Annotated in this window: 14 protein-coding genes; 4 read left to right on the forward strand and 10 right to left on the reverse strand. The window is 72.7% G+C overall.

Annotated features, from left to right (window positions below):
- Nucleotides 1–35 precede the first annotated feature (35 nt).
- The gene (locus MCM47_RS36995; protein ID WP_238951402.1) at nt 36–1601 is read right to left on the reverse strand and encodes a DUF1254 domain-containing protein; all 1566 of its coding nucleotides are present in this window, start codon (nt 1599–1601) and stop codon (nt 36–38) included.
- A 346-nt stretch (nt 1602–1947) separates the two neighbouring features.
- Here MCM47_RS36995 and MCM47_RS37000 point away from each other — a divergent pair, with 346 nt between their 5' ends.
- Nucleotides 1948–2616, forward strand: coding sequence for a GAP family protein (locus tag MCM47_RS37000; RefSeq protein ID WP_238951403.1), 669 nt, complete (start codon nt 1948–1950; stop codon nt 2614–2616).
- Nucleotides 2617–2815: 199 nt separating this feature from the next.
- On the opposite strand, the gene MCM47_RS37005 is transcribed toward MCM47_RS37000, so the two are convergent.
- Both MCM47_RS37005 and MCM47_RS37010 read right to left on the reverse strand, forming a co-directional pair.
- Nucleotides 2816–3538 carry an NUDIX hydrolase gene (locus MCM47_RS37005; RefSeq protein WP_238951404.1) on the reverse strand — a complete coding sequence of 241 codons (723 nt, stop codon included), beginning with the start codon at nt 3536–3538 and terminating at the stop codon, nt 2816–2818.
- A 113-nt stretch (nt 3539–3651) separates the two neighbouring features.
- A complete protein-coding gene (locus MCM47_RS37010; RefSeq protein ID WP_374209271.1) occupies nt 3652–4203 on the reverse strand; it encodes a YbaK/EbsC family protein in 552 nt (183 codons plus the stop codon).
- A gap of 401 nt (nt 4204–4604) precedes the next feature.
- Here MCM47_RS37010 and MCM47_RS37015 point away from each other — a divergent pair, with 401 nt between their 5' ends.
- Nucleotides 4605–6917: a family 20 glycosylhydrolase gene (locus tag MCM47_RS37015; RefSeq protein WP_238951406.1), complete on the forward strand. Its 2313-nt coding sequence runs from the start codon at nt 4605–4607 to the stop codon at nt 6915–6917.
- A gap of 259 nt (nt 6918–7176) precedes the next feature.
- On the opposite strand, the gene MCM47_RS37020 is transcribed toward MCM47_RS37015, so the two are convergent.
- Both MCM47_RS37020 and MCM47_RS37025 read right to left on the reverse strand, forming a co-directional pair.
- The gene (locus MCM47_RS37020) at nt 7177–7503 is read right to left on the reverse strand and encodes a type II toxin-antitoxin system PemK/MazF family toxin (RefSeq protein ID WP_238951407.1); all 327 of its coding nucleotides are present in this window, start codon (nt 7501–7503) and stop codon (nt 7177–7179) included.
- Nucleotides 7500–7739 (reverse strand): hypothetical protein, encoded by a 240-nt coding sequence (locus MCM47_RS37025; protein ID WP_238951408.1) that lies wholly within the window; start codon nt 7737–7739, stop codon nt 7500–7502. Before MCM47_RS37025 ends, MCM47_RS37020 begins: the two co-directional genes overlap by 4 nt.
- A 224-nt stretch (nt 7740–7963) precedes the next feature.
- Between MCM47_RS37025 and MCM47_RS37030 the strand changes: the two genes are divergently transcribed.
- Nucleotides 7964–8404: a hypothetical protein gene (locus MCM47_RS37030; protein WP_238951409.1), complete on the forward strand. Its 441-nt coding sequence runs from the start codon at nt 7964–7966 to the stop codon at nt 8402–8404.
- Between the two features lie 115 nt (nt 8405–8519).
- On the opposite strand, the gene MCM47_RS37035 is transcribed toward MCM47_RS37030, so the two are convergent.
- The gene (locus MCM47_RS37035; protein WP_238951410.1) at nt 8520–9728 is read right to left on the reverse strand and encodes a hypothetical protein; all 1209 of its coding nucleotides are present in this window, start codon (nt 9726–9728) and stop codon (nt 8520–8522) included.
- Between the two features lie 364 nt (nt 9729–10092).
- On the opposite strand from MCM47_RS37035, the gene MCM47_RS37040 reads away from it, so the two are divergent.
- Nucleotides 10093–10602, forward strand: a complete 510-nt coding sequence (locus MCM47_RS37040; RefSeq protein ID WP_238951411.1) for a hypothetical protein — start codon at nt 10093–10095, stop codon at nt 10600–10602.
- Nucleotides 10603–10704: 102 nt separating this feature from the next.
- Here the strand turns inward: MCM47_RS37040 and MCM47_RS37045 are convergent, their stop codons facing one another.
- The 4 genes from MCM47_RS37045 to MCM47_RS37060 form a co-directional block, all read right to left on the reverse strand.
- A complete protein-coding gene (locus tag MCM47_RS37045; protein ID WP_238951412.1) occupies nt 10705–11982 on the reverse strand; it encodes a M14 family zinc carboxypeptidase in 1278 nt (425 codons plus the stop codon).
- Nucleotides 11983–11985: 3 nt separating this feature from the next.
- Nucleotides 11986–12252, reverse strand: coding sequence for a hypothetical protein (locus tag MCM47_RS37050; protein ID WP_238951413.1), 267 nt, complete (start codon nt 12250–12252; stop codon nt 11986–11988).
- Between the two features lie 421 nt (nt 12253–12673).
- Nucleotides 12674–13261, reverse strand: coding sequence for a hypothetical protein (locus MCM47_RS37055; protein WP_238951414.1), 588 nt, complete (start codon nt 13259–13261; stop codon nt 12674–12676).
- 540 nt (nt 13262–13801) lie between these two features.
- Nucleotides 13802–14533, reverse strand: coding sequence for a transposase (locus MCM47_RS37060; protein ID WP_255752950.1), 732 nt, complete (start codon nt 14531–14533; stop codon nt 13802–13804).
- Nucleotides 14534–14881 lie beyond the last annotated feature (348 nt).

Genomic DNA, 14881 nt, shown 5'->3' on the forward strand with positions numbered 1-14881 from the left:
CTGCGTCCCGACCCCGCCGCGGGACTCGCCTCGGCTCAGGCCGTGGCGGGGGCCTGCAGCTCGATCTCCCCGGGGCGCCAGGACCGGTCGAAGAAGGCGGCCAGCGGGCCGTGGAGGCGCAGGATCGCGAACCAGTTGCGGCCGGGCACGGTCTGCACCCAGTTGCCCTCGGGCACCCCGTCGGGGAGCACGGGATCGAACCAGAGACTGACCGACCCGTCCTTGTCCGGGACGGCGGCCGGGGTCGGACAGGCCCGGGAGCCGGCCCGGGGGAAGCGCTGGTCGGTGGCGAGCATCGATCGCGTCTGGCTGTCGTAGAGGGTGATCGACCAGGACCGCTCGGCCGGCACCGCCGGCGGCAGGATCAGCCGGTACGTCCGGTCACCCTCCAGCGGAAGCCCGGTGGAGTCCACGGTCGCCCCGAGGTGCTGCGAGCCGAGCCCGGGCAGGTCCGTGGAGATCGCCGGGGTGACGCCGGTGGCGAGGTAGAAGTACGACGTGCGGGCGTCGAGGTGCTCCGCCGCGTCGTCGGGCGGGGGCTGGACGCCCTCGGGGGCGACCGGCGGCCGCGCGGTCCGGGAGCCGAACCCGCCACCGAAGGGCGGCGGCGTCCAGTGGGAGCCGGTGCCGGGCTGGAAGTCCAAGCCCCCGGCGGCGCGCGGTCGCATCGCCACCGCCCGTACGTACGCGTTGGCGGTCGCCGCGGCGTCCTCCAGCACGTCCTGCCAGTAGCCGTCGGGGGTGAAGGGGCGGTCCTTGGCGATCCCGATCGCGGCGATCGGCGCGGCAGCCTGCGGGTCCAGCGCGGTGGCCGGCTCGGCCTGCACCGCTTCGTCGAGGAGGGCGAAGAAGGAGGCGTCCACCGGCGCGACGGTGTTGATGGCCAGACCACTGCCTTCGACGAAGCGCGGCGTGCGGGGCGGGGCGGGCGGGGCGAGGGCGGTGCGGCCGAGCAGGGCGGAGCCGACCGACGTCCCGTAGCCGCCGGGCGTGTACGGGGTGATCTTCAGCTGCTCCCGGATCCGGTGGGCCGCGGGCGCAGGGTCGTCGTTCTCCGGGAAGCAGCGCCCGAGGAGCCACACCCGGCTCGTCCGCACCCGGTGCACGAACATCCCTCCTTCGGGCAGCGGGCCCCGGTACCCGGGCCCGACGAAGAGGTGGCGGCCGCCTTCGCCCCGGTCCGGCCCGAGTTCCCCCAGGTCCGTCACCCAGCGGAACCACATGTCGTCGGCGACGGTCAGGCAGTCGGGCGGGGCGTCCACCACCACCGGGCCCGCGCCGAGGTCCAGGAAGGTCAGGAAGCAGACGGTGTCGGCATCGGCGGTCAGGAACAGCGACCGGCAGTCCATCAGCTCGGAGAAGACCAGCACGTCGCCGTCGGCGACCCCGGCGGCGAGCATCGCCCTGCGCATCGCCCAGAGCGAGACGGCGGGCAGGCCTGCCCGGTAGGCCTCGACGGCGTGCAGGCGGTCCAGCCGTGCGTAGACCGCCGCCGTGGTCTCGGGGGTCGGCATGCCGTCGGCGAAGACGAAGGTGCCGGCCGTCGTCTCCACGGTGTCGGGGGTGACCAGGGAGGCGGGCACGGGGTCGAGCTCGGGCACGGAGGGTCCTTTCGGCGCAGCCGAATACGGTCCGACCTTAGGCGAGCAGAACAGATGGTGCATTTCGCCCGGCGGTGTGCTGGTCGGCTGGTGGTGCCGGTGGTCCGCCATGAAGATCCGCCGGTGATGGCCCGCCGGTGATGGTTTGCCGGTGTCGACCGCCCGGGCAGCGCCGGTCGCCCGGTGGCGCAGGCGCCGGCGTCGGGCTCGCTGTCGCCGCCGCGGGCCGGCGAGGCCCGTTCGGGGGCGCCGTACGGCGGACGCTCCTGCCCGGATGGTGCGAAAGCCGGGGGGTGTTCCTAGGGTTGAGCTGACGGGGCGAGGAACCGGGAAAGGGGCGGGGCCCATGGGCGAGGCGATCGGCTCGATGCTGACGTCGGCCGTCGGCATCGCGATCAGCCCGTTGCCGCTGGTCGCGGTGATCCTCGTGCTGGCCACGCCGCGCGGGCGGACCAACGGCGCCGCCTTCACCGCCGGCTGGGTGCTCACCCTCAGCGCCGTGGTGGCCGCCGCCGTCGCGGCCGGCAGCGGACTGAGTGCCGACGGGGCGAAGCCCACCTGGGCCCACTGGCTGAAGCTCGCTCTGGGCGTCCTGTTCGTCGTGCTCGCCGCCCGGCAGTGGCACGACCGGCCCCGGGCCGGCCGCGTGGCCGCGCCGCCGACGTGGATGCGCGCGGTCGACCGCTTCACGCCCGCCGAGTCCGCCGGTCTCGCGGCCCGGCTGGTCGGGGCCAACCCGAAGAACCTCGTCCTGGCGGTCGGCGGCGCGGTGTCGATCGCCACCAGCGGAGCGAGCGGCGCGGGCAAGGCGGTGGCCGGTGCGCTGATGGTGGCCATCGGCTCGCTCTGCACCCTGGTCCCGCTCGGCGTCCACCTGTTCGGTGGCGGCCGCGAGACCCGGATGCTGGAGGAGTGGAAGGCGTGGACGGCCACCCACAACTCCGCAGTCACGTCCACGGTGCTGGCCGTCCTGGGCACCGAGTACATCGGCGACGCCGTATCCGCCCTCGCCTGACGCGCGGGCAGCGCCCGGGTGGGCGCGGACCGTCCCGGGGAGCCCGACCGGCCGTCCCAGCCCGACGGGCCTCCCGTCGGGGCCCGGCGGGTCGCCGACCAGGCAGGCCGGCGAACCCCCCGAGGCGCGGGCGTGCGGGCGCGGCGCGGCACGGTGAGGCGGGTCGGTGCGTCAGTGCGTCGGTGCGTCAGTGGGTCCCCTACCGGGCCGCGTAGCGGTGCAGGGCCGCGCCCAGGTACTCCGCGCGCGGGCCGGCCAGCCGGGCCAGCTCGGCGGGTGAACCGACGAACGCGATCTCGACGAGCTCCCGCTCCGGGGGCAAAGCCGCGAACCGCTCGCAGACGAGCGCCCGCGGCAGCGCGGGCGCGAGGAAGAGCACACCGATGCTCCCGTACGGCCCGCGGGTGACCGCCCAGAGCCTCAGTTCCTCGGGCGCCGCCCGGATCCCGGTCTCCTCGGCCAGCTCGCGGGCCGCCTCCCGGTGCAGATCGGCGGTGTCCAACGGCCGGCCGTCCGGGCGCGGTTCGACGGAGCCGCCGGGTGGCTGCCACCGGCCGGGCGTGGCCGTCGCCGGGGACATCCGGCCGACCAGTAGCCGCCGGTCCGAGGTGGGCTGGAGGACGCTGACGGACAGCGACGCGGTGGGAACCGTCGTGCCGGGCACGTTCCGCAGCGCGTAGTGGCGGTAGGTCGCACGGGTCCACGAGACCACCAGCCGGCCCGGTCCGTCCCACGACACCCCTGTGCACGCCACGACCGGCCCGTCGAAGAGCGCCGGGTTCCTGCGGACGGCCTCGTCCCAGACCCGGTCCCTGGCCGCGCGCTCCTCGGCGGACAGGCGGAGCGGGGGAGCTTCGACCAGGACGAGGTCGCGCACGTCCAGGACCTCGGAACGGGTCGGCGGCGCCAGCGGTTCACGCACCCGTTCATGATCCCGGCTCCCGCCGCGGCCGTGCCGCACGACACTCGTGCGCTGCGGTGACTCGTGGCGCCGTCGGAGGGGGAGTGATCGGGGGCGTGCCCGTCGGTCGCCGGTCAGACGCCGAGGCCCGGGAGGACCTCGGCGCGGGGGAGCTGCGCCACCGCCGCGCCGGGGAGGATCAGCTTGCCCCGGCGCCGCCCGCTGCCGATGAGGACGTGCGGGGCGGCGACCACCGCCTCGTCGACCAGCAGCGCCCAGCTGCTCGGCAGGCCGACGGCGGTGATGCCGCCGTACTCCATCCCGGTCTGCGCGACGGCGACGTCCATGGGCGCGAACGAGGCCTTGCGGGCGCCCAGGTGCTTGCGGACGGCCGTGTTGACGTCCAGGCGGGTGTCGGCACGCACCAGGCAGGCGGCGAGGGTGACGTCCCCGCCGCGCTTGGCGGCCACCACCACGCAGTTGGCGGAGAGTTCCAGCGGCACGTCGTAGGCCTGGGAGAAGACGGCGGTGTCCGCCTTGTCGGGATCGGTGTCCACGTACAGCACGGACTCGGCCGCCTCCCGTGCATCCCAGCTCTTCAGGGCGTCGGCAACGGGGGCGGCGAGGTCGTCACCGACGTCGAGCGCTGCGCGGACGGTCGTGAAGTTCCCGAACGGAGGGTGCAGGTGCTCGCTCATGGCGCGGACTGTACCGCAGGCGACCGGGGGCCTTGAGACGACGACCGGGGTCGGAGACGTCGAGTCGGCCTCGGGGCGCGGCCGTCGGGGCGTGGCCGTGGGGTCCGCGGTCGTCTGGCCCGCGCCGTCGGGCCGCCGTCCCGTGTTCGGGTCCGCGCCGCTGGGCCGTCGTGCCGTGTTCGGGCTCGCGACCGTCGGGCCCGAGGTCGTCGGCCCGTCACTCCGCAGGCAGCCGCAGTGGCCGGTTCCGCCGTCGTGGTGGCACCGAGGGTCTTGCGCATCGAGCAGTTCTGCTCAATCATGCTCGATGCGCTGACGAATCACGCAGAAATGGCCAGTGGTTCAAGCCAGTCCCTCGCTCTCCCGCACGTCGCACGAGTGGTGATCACATGCGCGCACTCCGGCTCGTCACCGTCGTCGTCTACCTGATGACAACACTGCTCCTCACACCCGTGACCGCCTCGACGGACGCCCAGGCGGCTTCCGTCTCCGGCGCCCCCGACGTCGTTCCGGCGCTGCGCCAGTGGTCCGCCGGCACCGGCACCTACACGTTCACCCCGGCGAGCCGGATCGTCGTCAACCCCGCGTACACCACCCAACTCTCGGACGAGGCGGCCACCTTCGCCGAGGACCTCGGGGCGCTGACCGGGCGCAGCGTCACCGTCGCCACGGGCTTCGCGGGGGCCGGGGACATCGCGCTGACCCTCGGCGACTCCTCGGTGCCCTCCGACGGATACCGGATGGCCGTCGGCCAGTCCCTCACGGTCGCCGCACCCACCGACACCGGAGCGTTCAACGGCACCCGGACGGTGCTCCAACTCCTGCACCGGTCAACGACGGTGGCGGCCGGCACGGCGGTGGACTGGCCGTCGAAGCCGGAGCGCGGCCTGATGATCGACCAGGGGCGGAAGTTCTTCACGGTCGACTGGGTGAAGCAGCACATCAAGGAGCTGGCCTACCTCAAGCTCAACTACTTCCACTTCCACCTCTCCGACACCTTCGGCTTCCGGCTGGAGTCCGCCACCCATCCGGAGATCGTCTCCGCCGACCACTACAGCAAGCAGGACATCGCCGACCTCGTGGCGCTCGGGCAGAAGTACCACGTCGCCATCGTCCCGGAGATCGACACGCCCGGGCACATGAACCCGATCCTCGCCGCCCACCCCGAACTGAAGCTCCGGAACAGCGCGGGAAGCGCCAGCGCCGACTTCGTCGACCTCTCGCTGCCCGGCACGTACACCCTGATCAAGGACCTGATCGAGGAGTACCTGCCGCTCTTCCCCGCGCCGTACTGGCACATCGGCGCCGACGAGTACGTCTCCGACTACAGCCAGTACCCGCAGCTGCTCAGCTACGCCCGCGCCACCTACGGTGCCGGCGCCACGGCCAAGGACGCCTACTACGGGTACGTCAACTGGGCCGACTCCCTGGTCCGTTCGCACGGCAAGACCACCCGCATGTGGAACGACGGCATCAAGCCCGGCGACGGCACGATCACGCCCAACGCCGACATCCTGGTCGAGTTCTGGTACGACTACGGGCTGACCCCGCAGCAGCTCGTGAACGCCGGGCACGTCGTCGCCAACGAGTCCTGGACCCCGACCTACTACGTGCTCGGCGGCGCCAAGCCGGACACCGGGTGGATGTACGAGTCCTGGACCCCGGACCTCTACCAGGGCGGCAACACGATCACCGACGGCACCCGGAACCCCGGCTCGCTGATCCACGTTTGGTGCGACAACCCGACCGCCGAGACCGAGAACCAGATCGCCGCCGGCCTGTTCCAACCGCTGCGGGCTCTCGCCCAGCAGACCTGGGGATCGCCCAAGCCGGTCGGCACGTACGCCGACTTCACCCCGATCACCGCCGCGATCGGCCACAACCCCTCGTGGCCGGCCACCGGTTGGCCGGGCAACCTGGCGCAGAACCGGCCCACGACGGCCTCCAGCACCGAGACCGCCGGCCTCCCCGCGGCCGCCGCCACCGACGGCGACACCGGCACCCGCTGGTCCAGCGCCTTCAGCGACCCGCAGTGGCTACAGGTGGACCTCGGCTCCACCCAGTCGATCGGACGGGTCGTCCTGCGGTGGGAGACGGCCTACGGGAAGGCCTTCCAGGTCCAGCTCTCCGACGGTGCCACCTGGCGCACCGTCTACTCCACCACCACCGGCACCGGCGGCGTCCAGGACCTCACCGGCCTCAACGGCTCCGGCCGCTACCTGCGCCTCCACGGCACCCAGCGTGGCACCTCCTGGGGCTACTCCCTGTACGAGATGGAGGCGTACGCCCCCGGCGGCCTGTCCGGCACCCGCATCCTCTCCACCGGTGGCAGGGCGCTTGACGACCCCGCCTCCAACACCGCTCCGGGCACCCGGCTGATCACCTGGACCACGCACGGCGGCCCCAACCAGCAGTGGCAGCTCTCCCTCAACGGCGACGGCAGCTACACCATGGTCAACGGCGCGTCCCGGCTCTGCGCCGGCCTCGCCGACGGCTCCACCGGAGCCGGCACCGCCGTGGTCCAGGCCGCCTGCAGCGGCGGCGACAGCCAACGCTGGCTGCTCACCGCGCGCGGCGGCGGGTACACCGTCGCCAACAAGGCCGGCGGCCTGCTCCTGACCACGGCCAGCACCGCCGACGGATCCCCCGTCACCCTGCAAGCCGCGGGCAGCACCCTGCTCCAGATCTGGCAGATCGCCTGATCGCCGGATCCCTCAGGTGCGCGACGGTTTGCGGCCACGACGGGAGTCGCACCCGGCGCCTGCCCGCCCGCCCCGATGAGGACGGCACGGCATCATCTCCGGGACTCCGGGGCACGCGACCGCGCCGCGTTCGTCGAACCGTTCACATCGCCTGGGGGAGGCACCCAGTCGACGGCCCTCCACCGCTCGCCGAGCCGGAGCGCGTGGTCCCCGAGGTGCCCGGGTGGCGCCCCGGCCTCGCGGTGGGCGCGTGGGAGGCTCACGGCAGGGCGAGCCGCAGGGTCTCGCTGACGGCGTTCATCGTCCGTTCGTCGAGCCGAATCTCCTGCACCTCGACGTCGTAGAGGCCGGGGCGGATGGTGGTCACGAAGTCGGTCAGGACGTGGCCTGCGACGTCGTCCACCACGCAGGGCTGATGGTCGGCGATGGCCACGGCCGTCGGCCACTTGTCCGAGCCGGTGCCGATCTGGGCGACCACGACGGTGTCGAGGACGGCGTTGCGGGTGTCGTTGGAGATCACCACCCACATCCCACCCATGCCGTCGCGCCCGACGACGATCACGTCCCCGCGCCGGAGCGAGGTCACAGGCTTCCTTCCATGGCGCTGACGGCGAAGTAGGTGGCGCGGTCCGCGAGTGCCGTCTCCTCCGCCCGTCCGAGGGAGCGGCTCATTTGCCGGTAGCCGGCCTCCAGGGTGACGGCCAGTGCCCGGTCGAGGGCGGCGGAGTGAACGAAGCGCTTGACCGGGAGCCCGGCACCGGCCGCCGCTCGACGGATCCGGGTCAGCTCGGCCTCCGTGAAGGAGACATTCAAGGCTGGCATGACCACGACGGTACCGTCATCCGGTACCGGTGGCCAGGTATGGCGGGGATCCGGGTCGGGCCCGCCCCCCGTCAAGACGCGGCAACCCGTCCCCCACCCGCCCTGGAGCCGGACAGACCCACCGCCGGCACCGTCTTGACAGCCCCAACGGCCTGCGTCGGCTGCTCTCCTTGTCCCCCGGCGCCACCACCAGGACGCCATCGGACCCTGACAGGAGAAACGCCATGTCCATCCTCAACACCCGCAAGGCGCTGACCGTTCTTGCGGCGGGCGCGGCACTCGTCGGCGCCACCCTCACCGTCGCTGCGCCGGCCTCGGCCGCCACGCGGCAGGTCGACTCCCGGGTCGCCTGCGCGACCGACTACTACCACTGGTGCGACGCCGTCAGTGCCAGCGGTGAGTACGCACAGATGAACGTGTACTGGGGGAGCGACGGCCACGAGTACGTCGACGCGTTCCTCAACACCTCCCACTACGGCCAGTACCTGTGGATCCTGACCTGGAACGGCAGCGGCTGGGACTGGGCCGGGGTTCCCGCCACCATCGACGAGCACAACGGCTACTGGGGAGCGGTCGACACGGGTCGCTCCGACGCGGGGAAGACGATCAAGCTCGCCGTCTACAACTGGGACACGGGCGGCTACCTCTACACCAACGCTCACTGATCCGGCCGGCTCCGCAGGTCCGGAGCCCACGGTCCCGACGCCCTCGCCCTCCGTGCGAGGGCGTCGCCGTTCCGGGGGCGGGGGGCTCCGCGGAACGGTGGCCGCGAGCCCGTGGCTACGGAGCAGTGGCCGCGCGCTGCAGCCGGGCGTGGAACGTGCTCGTCGCGGACGGGTCTGCGCCGGCCGCGGAGTGGAGTCGCCGGGCGCGGGCGGCCTGGGGGTGGTCACCGAGGAGGGTGAGCTCGTGGGCGAGGAACGGCAGCAGGTCTTCGTCGCGGGGACCGACGTCGTCGAGGAGACGGATCAGGGTGCAACGGGCGAGCTCGGTGCGGCCCTGGCGGCGAGCGAGCCGGGCCCAGGTGAGGTCGGGTTCGGCGCCGGGGTCCTGGCCGTGGCTGGAGTCGTCCAAATCGCCAGCCCAGGAGCGCAGTTGTTCGGGCCGGTCGGGGAAGCCGCCGAGCAGGTCCCGGATCTCGGGATCCCGCTCGCGCAGGGAGCTCAGCAGGCGGTGGTCGGCGGGATCGCCGTACAGACCGATCAGGACGGCGGCGAGGCGGAGCTCGTCGGTCGGGCCGAACCGTGCCTCGGCGAGCAGCAGGTGACGCAGCAACGGCAGGTCGGCGGGTCGGCGGTCGTACCGGGCCGCGCGCAGCGCGGTGGCGCGGCGGGCGGGGTCGGCGGTCGCCTCGGCGCTGTCGGCGTGGCCCGCGGGACGGGCACGGAGCAGAGCGAGGTCGGCGTGCCCGGGGGCGAGGACGGTCTCGCGAAGAGGGAGGTGCGAGCGCTCGGTGAGGGGCGTGTAGGCGTTGAGCCCTTCGGCGTTCAGCAGGAGGTGGTCGGGTTCGGTGCGTCGCAGGGCACGGTGCAGCCGGCGGACCAGTTCAGCGGGCGCGATGCGGCGCAGACCGAGGGCGGCGAGCAGGCGGTCGCGGTCGGCGTCGAGGCCGGGACCGTAGTACTCGGCGAGCTCCTTCTCCGAATCGGCGATCTCGGCGGCCAGTTCGGTGTCGGTGGCGTCGGGATCGAGGTGGACGTGATCGTGCCAGCAGGGCAGGCCGATCAGGGTCTCCAGCGCCTCGTCCAGGCCGTCGGCGATCAGGCCGGCCTCACCCTCGGACCCGGCGTACAGGATCGCGCCGTCGGGACACCGGAAGTAGGTGCCGCCGGTGTCGTCGCCGGCGATCGCCGTGAGCGGCCCTCCGGACGCCAGCCGGACGGACTCGACGTGCTCGGTCCGGTCGAGGTCCAGGTTGAACGGGTAGGCCGCGAGCTCGGCGAGCTCCGGGTTCTCGCGCAGGAGGCGGAGGGCGCGGTGATCGGTCATGTCGAAGGACGCTAGCAGGCGGCTGTGACAGCCGGCCCGGGCCGACGGATGCCCCGGTGAGGGCCGCGAACACCGGGTCGGACACTCCCCGAACGGCGCGGCACCATGGCCGTGCTCCGAGGAGCCGCCGATGCCGCGGTGATTCGCCGGCTCCTACCTGCTGCGACCGAGTCCGGGAACCGACACTCCGTCAGTCGCCAGAGGTGCGGACTTAAGGCCTGTGTCCCGGCCAGCGCGCGACCTGCAGTCGGCACCTGACGCTTGTGCACGGTTGTCAACCGGGACGGGGCGGTGGACCGGGTTCCTCCCGGCGCAGCCCGCGGTTCGTCGGCACGTCTAGGGTTACCGGGTGGACATAGCAGCAGTGGCGATTGCAGTGACCGGTGTGGCGGGGACCCTCGGGGCCGCGCTGCTCACCCAGCGGGGCGCTGACCGGGCCAAGCGGCGCGAGCTGGAACTCGGCCAGGCCCTCCAGGACGCCCGCGAGAACCTGGCCCTGCGCCGCGGGTGTTACACCCGGCTGTACCGCGATGCCCGGCAGTTCGCGACCGCCCTCGGCCGGCACCTGCACGTGCTGCGCGACCGGAGCCCCGGTGAGGACGACGTCCGGGCGCTGGAGGAGGCCAAGGACGCGCACCGCAACCACTGGTCCGAGGCCCTGATGGTCGCACCGGACGCCGTGATAGCCCCGGGGGACACGGCGAACCAGGCACTCACCCGCGTGTACGGGATGGTCAAACGCCTGGAGCAGGGCGATGCGCGGCCCGGCGAGAGCCTGCAGTCCGCCGCGGAGGCGCAGCACGAGCTGTGGGCGTTGATCAAGGTGATGCGGCACGCGATGCGGCGCGACCTGGGGGTGGCCGGGGAGTTCTAGCCTGTCGGCCGAGCGGACTCCGCCTTGCGGACAGCCGGGACCGTCGTCCGCGGCTCGTAGCCGGCCGCGGCGGCCGGGTAGCGTTCGTGGGCTACCCGGGCGTCATGCCGCGAAGGAGCAGAGGGCCGTCAGCGCGGCGTGGACCTCCCGTTCGATCTTGGCGTAGTGACCGGGCGGGTCGCCGTACTCGGGGTGGAATCCGGACTCCTCCTCGTGCCCGGTCTCGATGGTGAAGGCGAAGACCGGCGCCCTGCCCGGGTCGTCGAACTGGCGGCGGAAGGCGTAGTCGTCGGTGGTGCCGGTGACCGGGCCGCCCAGGGGGTGGTACAGCGAGGCGCTCTGGCCGACGTCGTAGGTGGAGTGGATGCGCCGGGGGTTCGCGGCGCCGACGGTGGAGTCCACCCCCGCGCTGCGCAGGATGGCGTCGCGCATCTCACCGGCGATGGTTCCGAGGGTCTTGCGCACGAAGTGCGGTGGGGAGTCGGGCACGAACTCGCTGTAGTTGGGGCGGTTCGCCGGTAGACCGGGGCTGCCCGGACGGAGGCCGTCACGCTTTCCGGTCCAGGCGGGCGAGGAGAAGCTCATGGACGGGTCGCTGCCGTTGTCCTCGATGCCCCAGCAGAGCAGGACCTTGCGGCCGAACTGGTGGACGTCGACGAAGTACGTGGCCCTGGTGTGGTCGATCAGCCACTGCACGTTGGAGGTCTCCGGCTCGGAGGCCGCGGACGGTCCCCGATAGGTCTCGGTCCTGCTGTCCGTGGAGGCGGGGCCGTCCCGGTAGAAGGACAGGTAGACCCCCATGTCGTAGTAGTCCTCGAACTTCCAGGCGATGTCGTGGTTGCGGTTGATGTCCACTCCCACCTTGTCGGGATTGGGGTGGGGCCGCCGGTTCTTGCGCCAGCCGGCGCGGATCGGGTCGGTCGGCGGGTGCAGCTGGTCGAACAGCCGCCCGTCGGGATTGATCAACGGCGCGACGTAGAGGTCGACACCGTTCAGGATCCGCTCCACCTCTGTCGCCGGGACGGTGAACGGAGGGTAGTCGACCGCCGGGCCGGCCGGGAGCGGCCGGCAGGACATCGAGGGGAAGACGATGTCGGAGCCGGTCGAGCGGCTGACCAGGATGTTCTGCGCGAAGTGGACCAGTGCGTCCGGCGGCGCCGACTCACGTGCGTGGACACCACCGGTCAGCACCACGGCCGGACGGCCGTTCTGCGGTGCGTCCGCGATGCGGACGAAGTGGACCTCCCGGTTCTCGACGCTGCGGTTCGGGAACTCACCGAGCGTGCAGAGGGAGGGGAAGGTGGCCGCGAGGTCGGCGAGCGCCGCCTCGATCTGGGCCGGTGTCTGGGGAACGGTCGGCGTGGCGTAGGGCGGGGGCATCGCTCACACCTCCCCGCGCTCGGCACAGCCGCGGCCGATCACGGCCGACATCCGGGCGCGCTGGTCGGCGGCGCTCTCCGAGGAGAGCAGCACCGTCACCTGGGCACCCTCTGCGATCGCCGCCTCGACGGCCTGGTCGGACGCGTACGCCGCGACCTTGTACTGGTCGTCGGGCCGGGTCTCCAGGCTCGAACGCACCATGTGGAGCTCCGGCAGGCCCTGCACGGCGCGCAGGACCTCCTCGGAGCCTTCGATCTGAACGAGGCTCACGGCAAACACCACCTTGCCGGCGGTCCCGCTCGGCGGCTGCGGTGCGTGAGCGCGGGACCGGGCCTGCCCGCCGCGTCCGGCGCCGCTTCCGGGCCCCGGTCGACCGCGCTTCGGACACACAGCGTCACCGCTGGCCCGCATCGGTCTGTGTGACAGACGGTGACAAGGACCGGAGCATCAGGGGCCGGGTTCCCGCTGTCGGGCGCGGGGAACCCACGCACACCTTCAGCCTGGCACACCGAGCCCCGGACGTAAACCGCCTTCGGACGGCCGCCGGTGCGCGGCCGGCGTCGGATCCTCCGGCCCTGCCGGCGTCCGATCCTCCGGCTCTGCCGACGTGCTTGCCGGGGTCGGGACGACGTGTCCTCCCGGCCATGGGGCATCGTCCGCCGGGGATGGCACGGAGCCGGGGGGCCCGCCCTCAGGCCTCGTTCGTCCGGACCTCCTGGAGCAGGCCCCAGGTGAAGTCGGCGGTGGCCGGGCGTGGCCGCCCGTCGTCGTCCGGGGCGGTGAAGTCGAGTTGGAAGCGGGTCGGCGCGCTGCCCTCGCGCGGCACGGCGGAGGGAAAGGCGGTCCCCAGGTCGCCGACGACGCAGCTCCACGGCGTGAGGTCCGCGAGCGTGCGCAGCACCGGTGGCGGGCTACCGGGTCCGCGCACCAGCCACTCGTTGAGCAGCGGGCTGCCGGTCTCGGCAGGGCCGAGGAGGATCTCGAAGCGCAGATTCGGCCAGAGAGGCAGGGCCCACTGCCGCGCGGTGCACGCCAGGTCCCCGATGCGGCGCGGCACGACCGCTTCCGCCGGCCCGAGCACCGCGGCGTAGCGCGCAGCGCCGCGGGGGAAGCGGGGCGCGCGGACCATCGCCTGCCAGCGCTTGTTGGCCTCTCGCATGACGGCCCGGGTGGCCCCCAGCCGGCGGACCGCCTCCTCCACCAGCTCGGGGTTGAAGTCGGCCATCCGCCGGAGCAGGACCAGCTGGAACTCGGTCGGCCCGAACGCGTTGATCGCCATACCGGCAGCCTACGGCTCGGTGGTCGGTGGCCCTGCACTGTCCGGGGCGTCTGTTGTCGGGGGCCGGGTGGGTGCCGGGCCTACTGAGCGGGGGTGGCGGGCTGGTTGTCTGGTGGTGCCGGTGGCGGCCGGTGGGTGAGTTTTCACGGGGCGGTGGGTTCGTCGGGTTCTGATGGTGGCCGGGCCTTGGGTCCGGTCGGGCCTTGGGTCCGGCTGGGCGGGGGTGTGGGTCGGGCTGGGGTGTCGGTTCTGTCGCTTGTCCGTGCCCGTTCACGCCGCTGGTGGAGACCGGTACCGATTCTTTCCCTCGGGCGAGCGCCGTTGTCGAGCGTAACGCCGCCACCGCGTCATGACCGGCCCCGGTCCGGGTTACCGGGCCGAGGCCGCCGGGTTCCTCCGAGGCCCGTGCGGCTTCCCCGCCTCGGCCGTTGAGCACGTCGAGCAGGCAGTGAACGGCCGCGTCGGCTTCGATACCTTGGTGGAGTGGGTCGTCGGTCTTCTTGGAGGTCCTCCTTGTCGCCGGGTGGGGCTGACGTGGCGTCACTGTCTCGTGGTCGGTGTGGGGCTCCATGGTGTCCGCCCGGCCGCGTTCAGCCGGGCGCGGCGATCGGGCGGGTCATGGGCGGGCGTTCTTGACGAACTCCCGCCGCCCAGGCGGGGCGCGTCGTAGCCGGCGTCCGCGCCGACGAGCAGGTCCGGTTCACCGGGCTGCCATTGTCCGGCCGAGATCATCCGCTCGACCAGGTCGCGTAGTTGCTGTGCGGTGGCCTGGGCCGCGTCGTCCCCTGGCGTCAGCCGGATCGCGTCCAGCGGTGCGGTCCACGAGCTGCGGCCGGGCTCAAGTGCGGTGATGACCGAGTAGGGCCGGCCCGGGACGGGGATGTGCTGGTCCTTGCCCCGTCCGTAGGTGCACAGGGTCCGCTCCGGCGAGGTGTGGGCGTCGGGCTGCAGCCAGCAGGTGATGTCGACGGCCAGGACAAGCCGGCCGTCCACTGCGCGGGGCAGCGGCACGGTCGCCAGCGCCCACCGCAGCCCATCGATGTCCAGGCGGCCGCAGGCCAGGGCGTCGTAGGGCCTGCCGTGGCCTCGCCGGTGCTCGCCCACCAGCGAGAGTTCCACCAGCGACCGGACCGGTCCGTCGGCGCACAGCACCGCGTCGGCCAGCTCGAACAGGGCATCTCCCCGCCGGATCAAGCAGTCGTAGAACTCCCCTCGGAAGCATGACAGTTCAGCGAATGCGTCCCGTCGGACGTTGTCCTGCAGCAGACTCATCCCCACGGCCTTCGTACCCAGACGAAGGCCGCTTCCCTGTGCGGCGGATACTGGTATGAGTGATCAAGTTCGACGGCTCGTTCGAGGCGATTGCTTAAAGATCAAGCTAGGGCGTGTATCGAAAGCACGGACAGGCCGGGCGGGGTGATGTCCCGGTCCGGCCCGTCCGCTCTCTGCTAAAGGTCCTGATACTGGTGTGTCGTGTGCGTGGGTGTGTAGCCGAGACCGTCGTTGACCCGTCGCATGTGCGCGTTGCTGTCGGCGGTGTCGGTCAGGAGGTCACCGAGGTCCGGATAGTCCCTGTGGGCCTGTCGGATCGACTCGGCCTTCATCCATCGGCCGAGGCCG

It is taken from the genome of Kitasatospora sp. A2-31 (genome assembly GCF_022288725.1).
Taxonomy (GTDB): domain Bacteria; phylum Actinomycetota; class Actinomycetes; order Streptomycetales; family Streptomycetaceae; genus Kitasatospora.

Bases quoted from the DNA above. Each gene is read 5' to 3' on its own strand.
- MCM47_RS37055 (WP_238951414.1), bottom strand. From the start codon at position 13,261: ATGGCGATCAACGCGTTCGGGCCGACCGAGTTCCAGCTGGTCCTGCTC.
- MCM47_RS37000 (WP_238951403.1), top strand. From the start codon at position 1,948: ATGGGCGAGGCGATCGGCTCGATGCTGACGTCGGCCGTCGGCATCGCG.
- MCM47_RS37025 (WP_238951408.1), bottom strand. From the start codon at position 7,739: ATGCCAGCCTTGAATGTCTCCTTCACGGAGGCCGAGCTGACCCGGATC.
- MCM47_RS37035 (WP_238951410.1), bottom strand. From the start codon at position 9,728: ATGACCGATCACCGCGCCCTCCGCCTCCTGCGCGAGAACCCGGAGCTC.
- MCM47_RS37045 (WP_238951412.1), bottom strand. From the start codon at position 11,982: ATGCCCCCGCCCTACGCCACGCCGACCGTTCCCCAGACACCGGCCCAG.
- MCM47_RS37060 (WP_255752950.1), bottom strand. From the start codon at position 14,533: ATGAGTCTGCTGCAGGACAACGTCCGACGGGACGCATTCGCTGAACTG.
- MCM47_RS37015 (WP_238951406.1), top strand. From the start codon at position 4,605: ATGCGCGCACTCCGGCTCGTCACCGTCGTCGTCTACCTGATGACAACA.
- MCM47_RS37030 (WP_238951409.1), top strand. From the start codon at position 7,964: ATGTCCATCCTCAACACCCGCAAGGCGCTGACCGTTCTTGCGGCGGGC.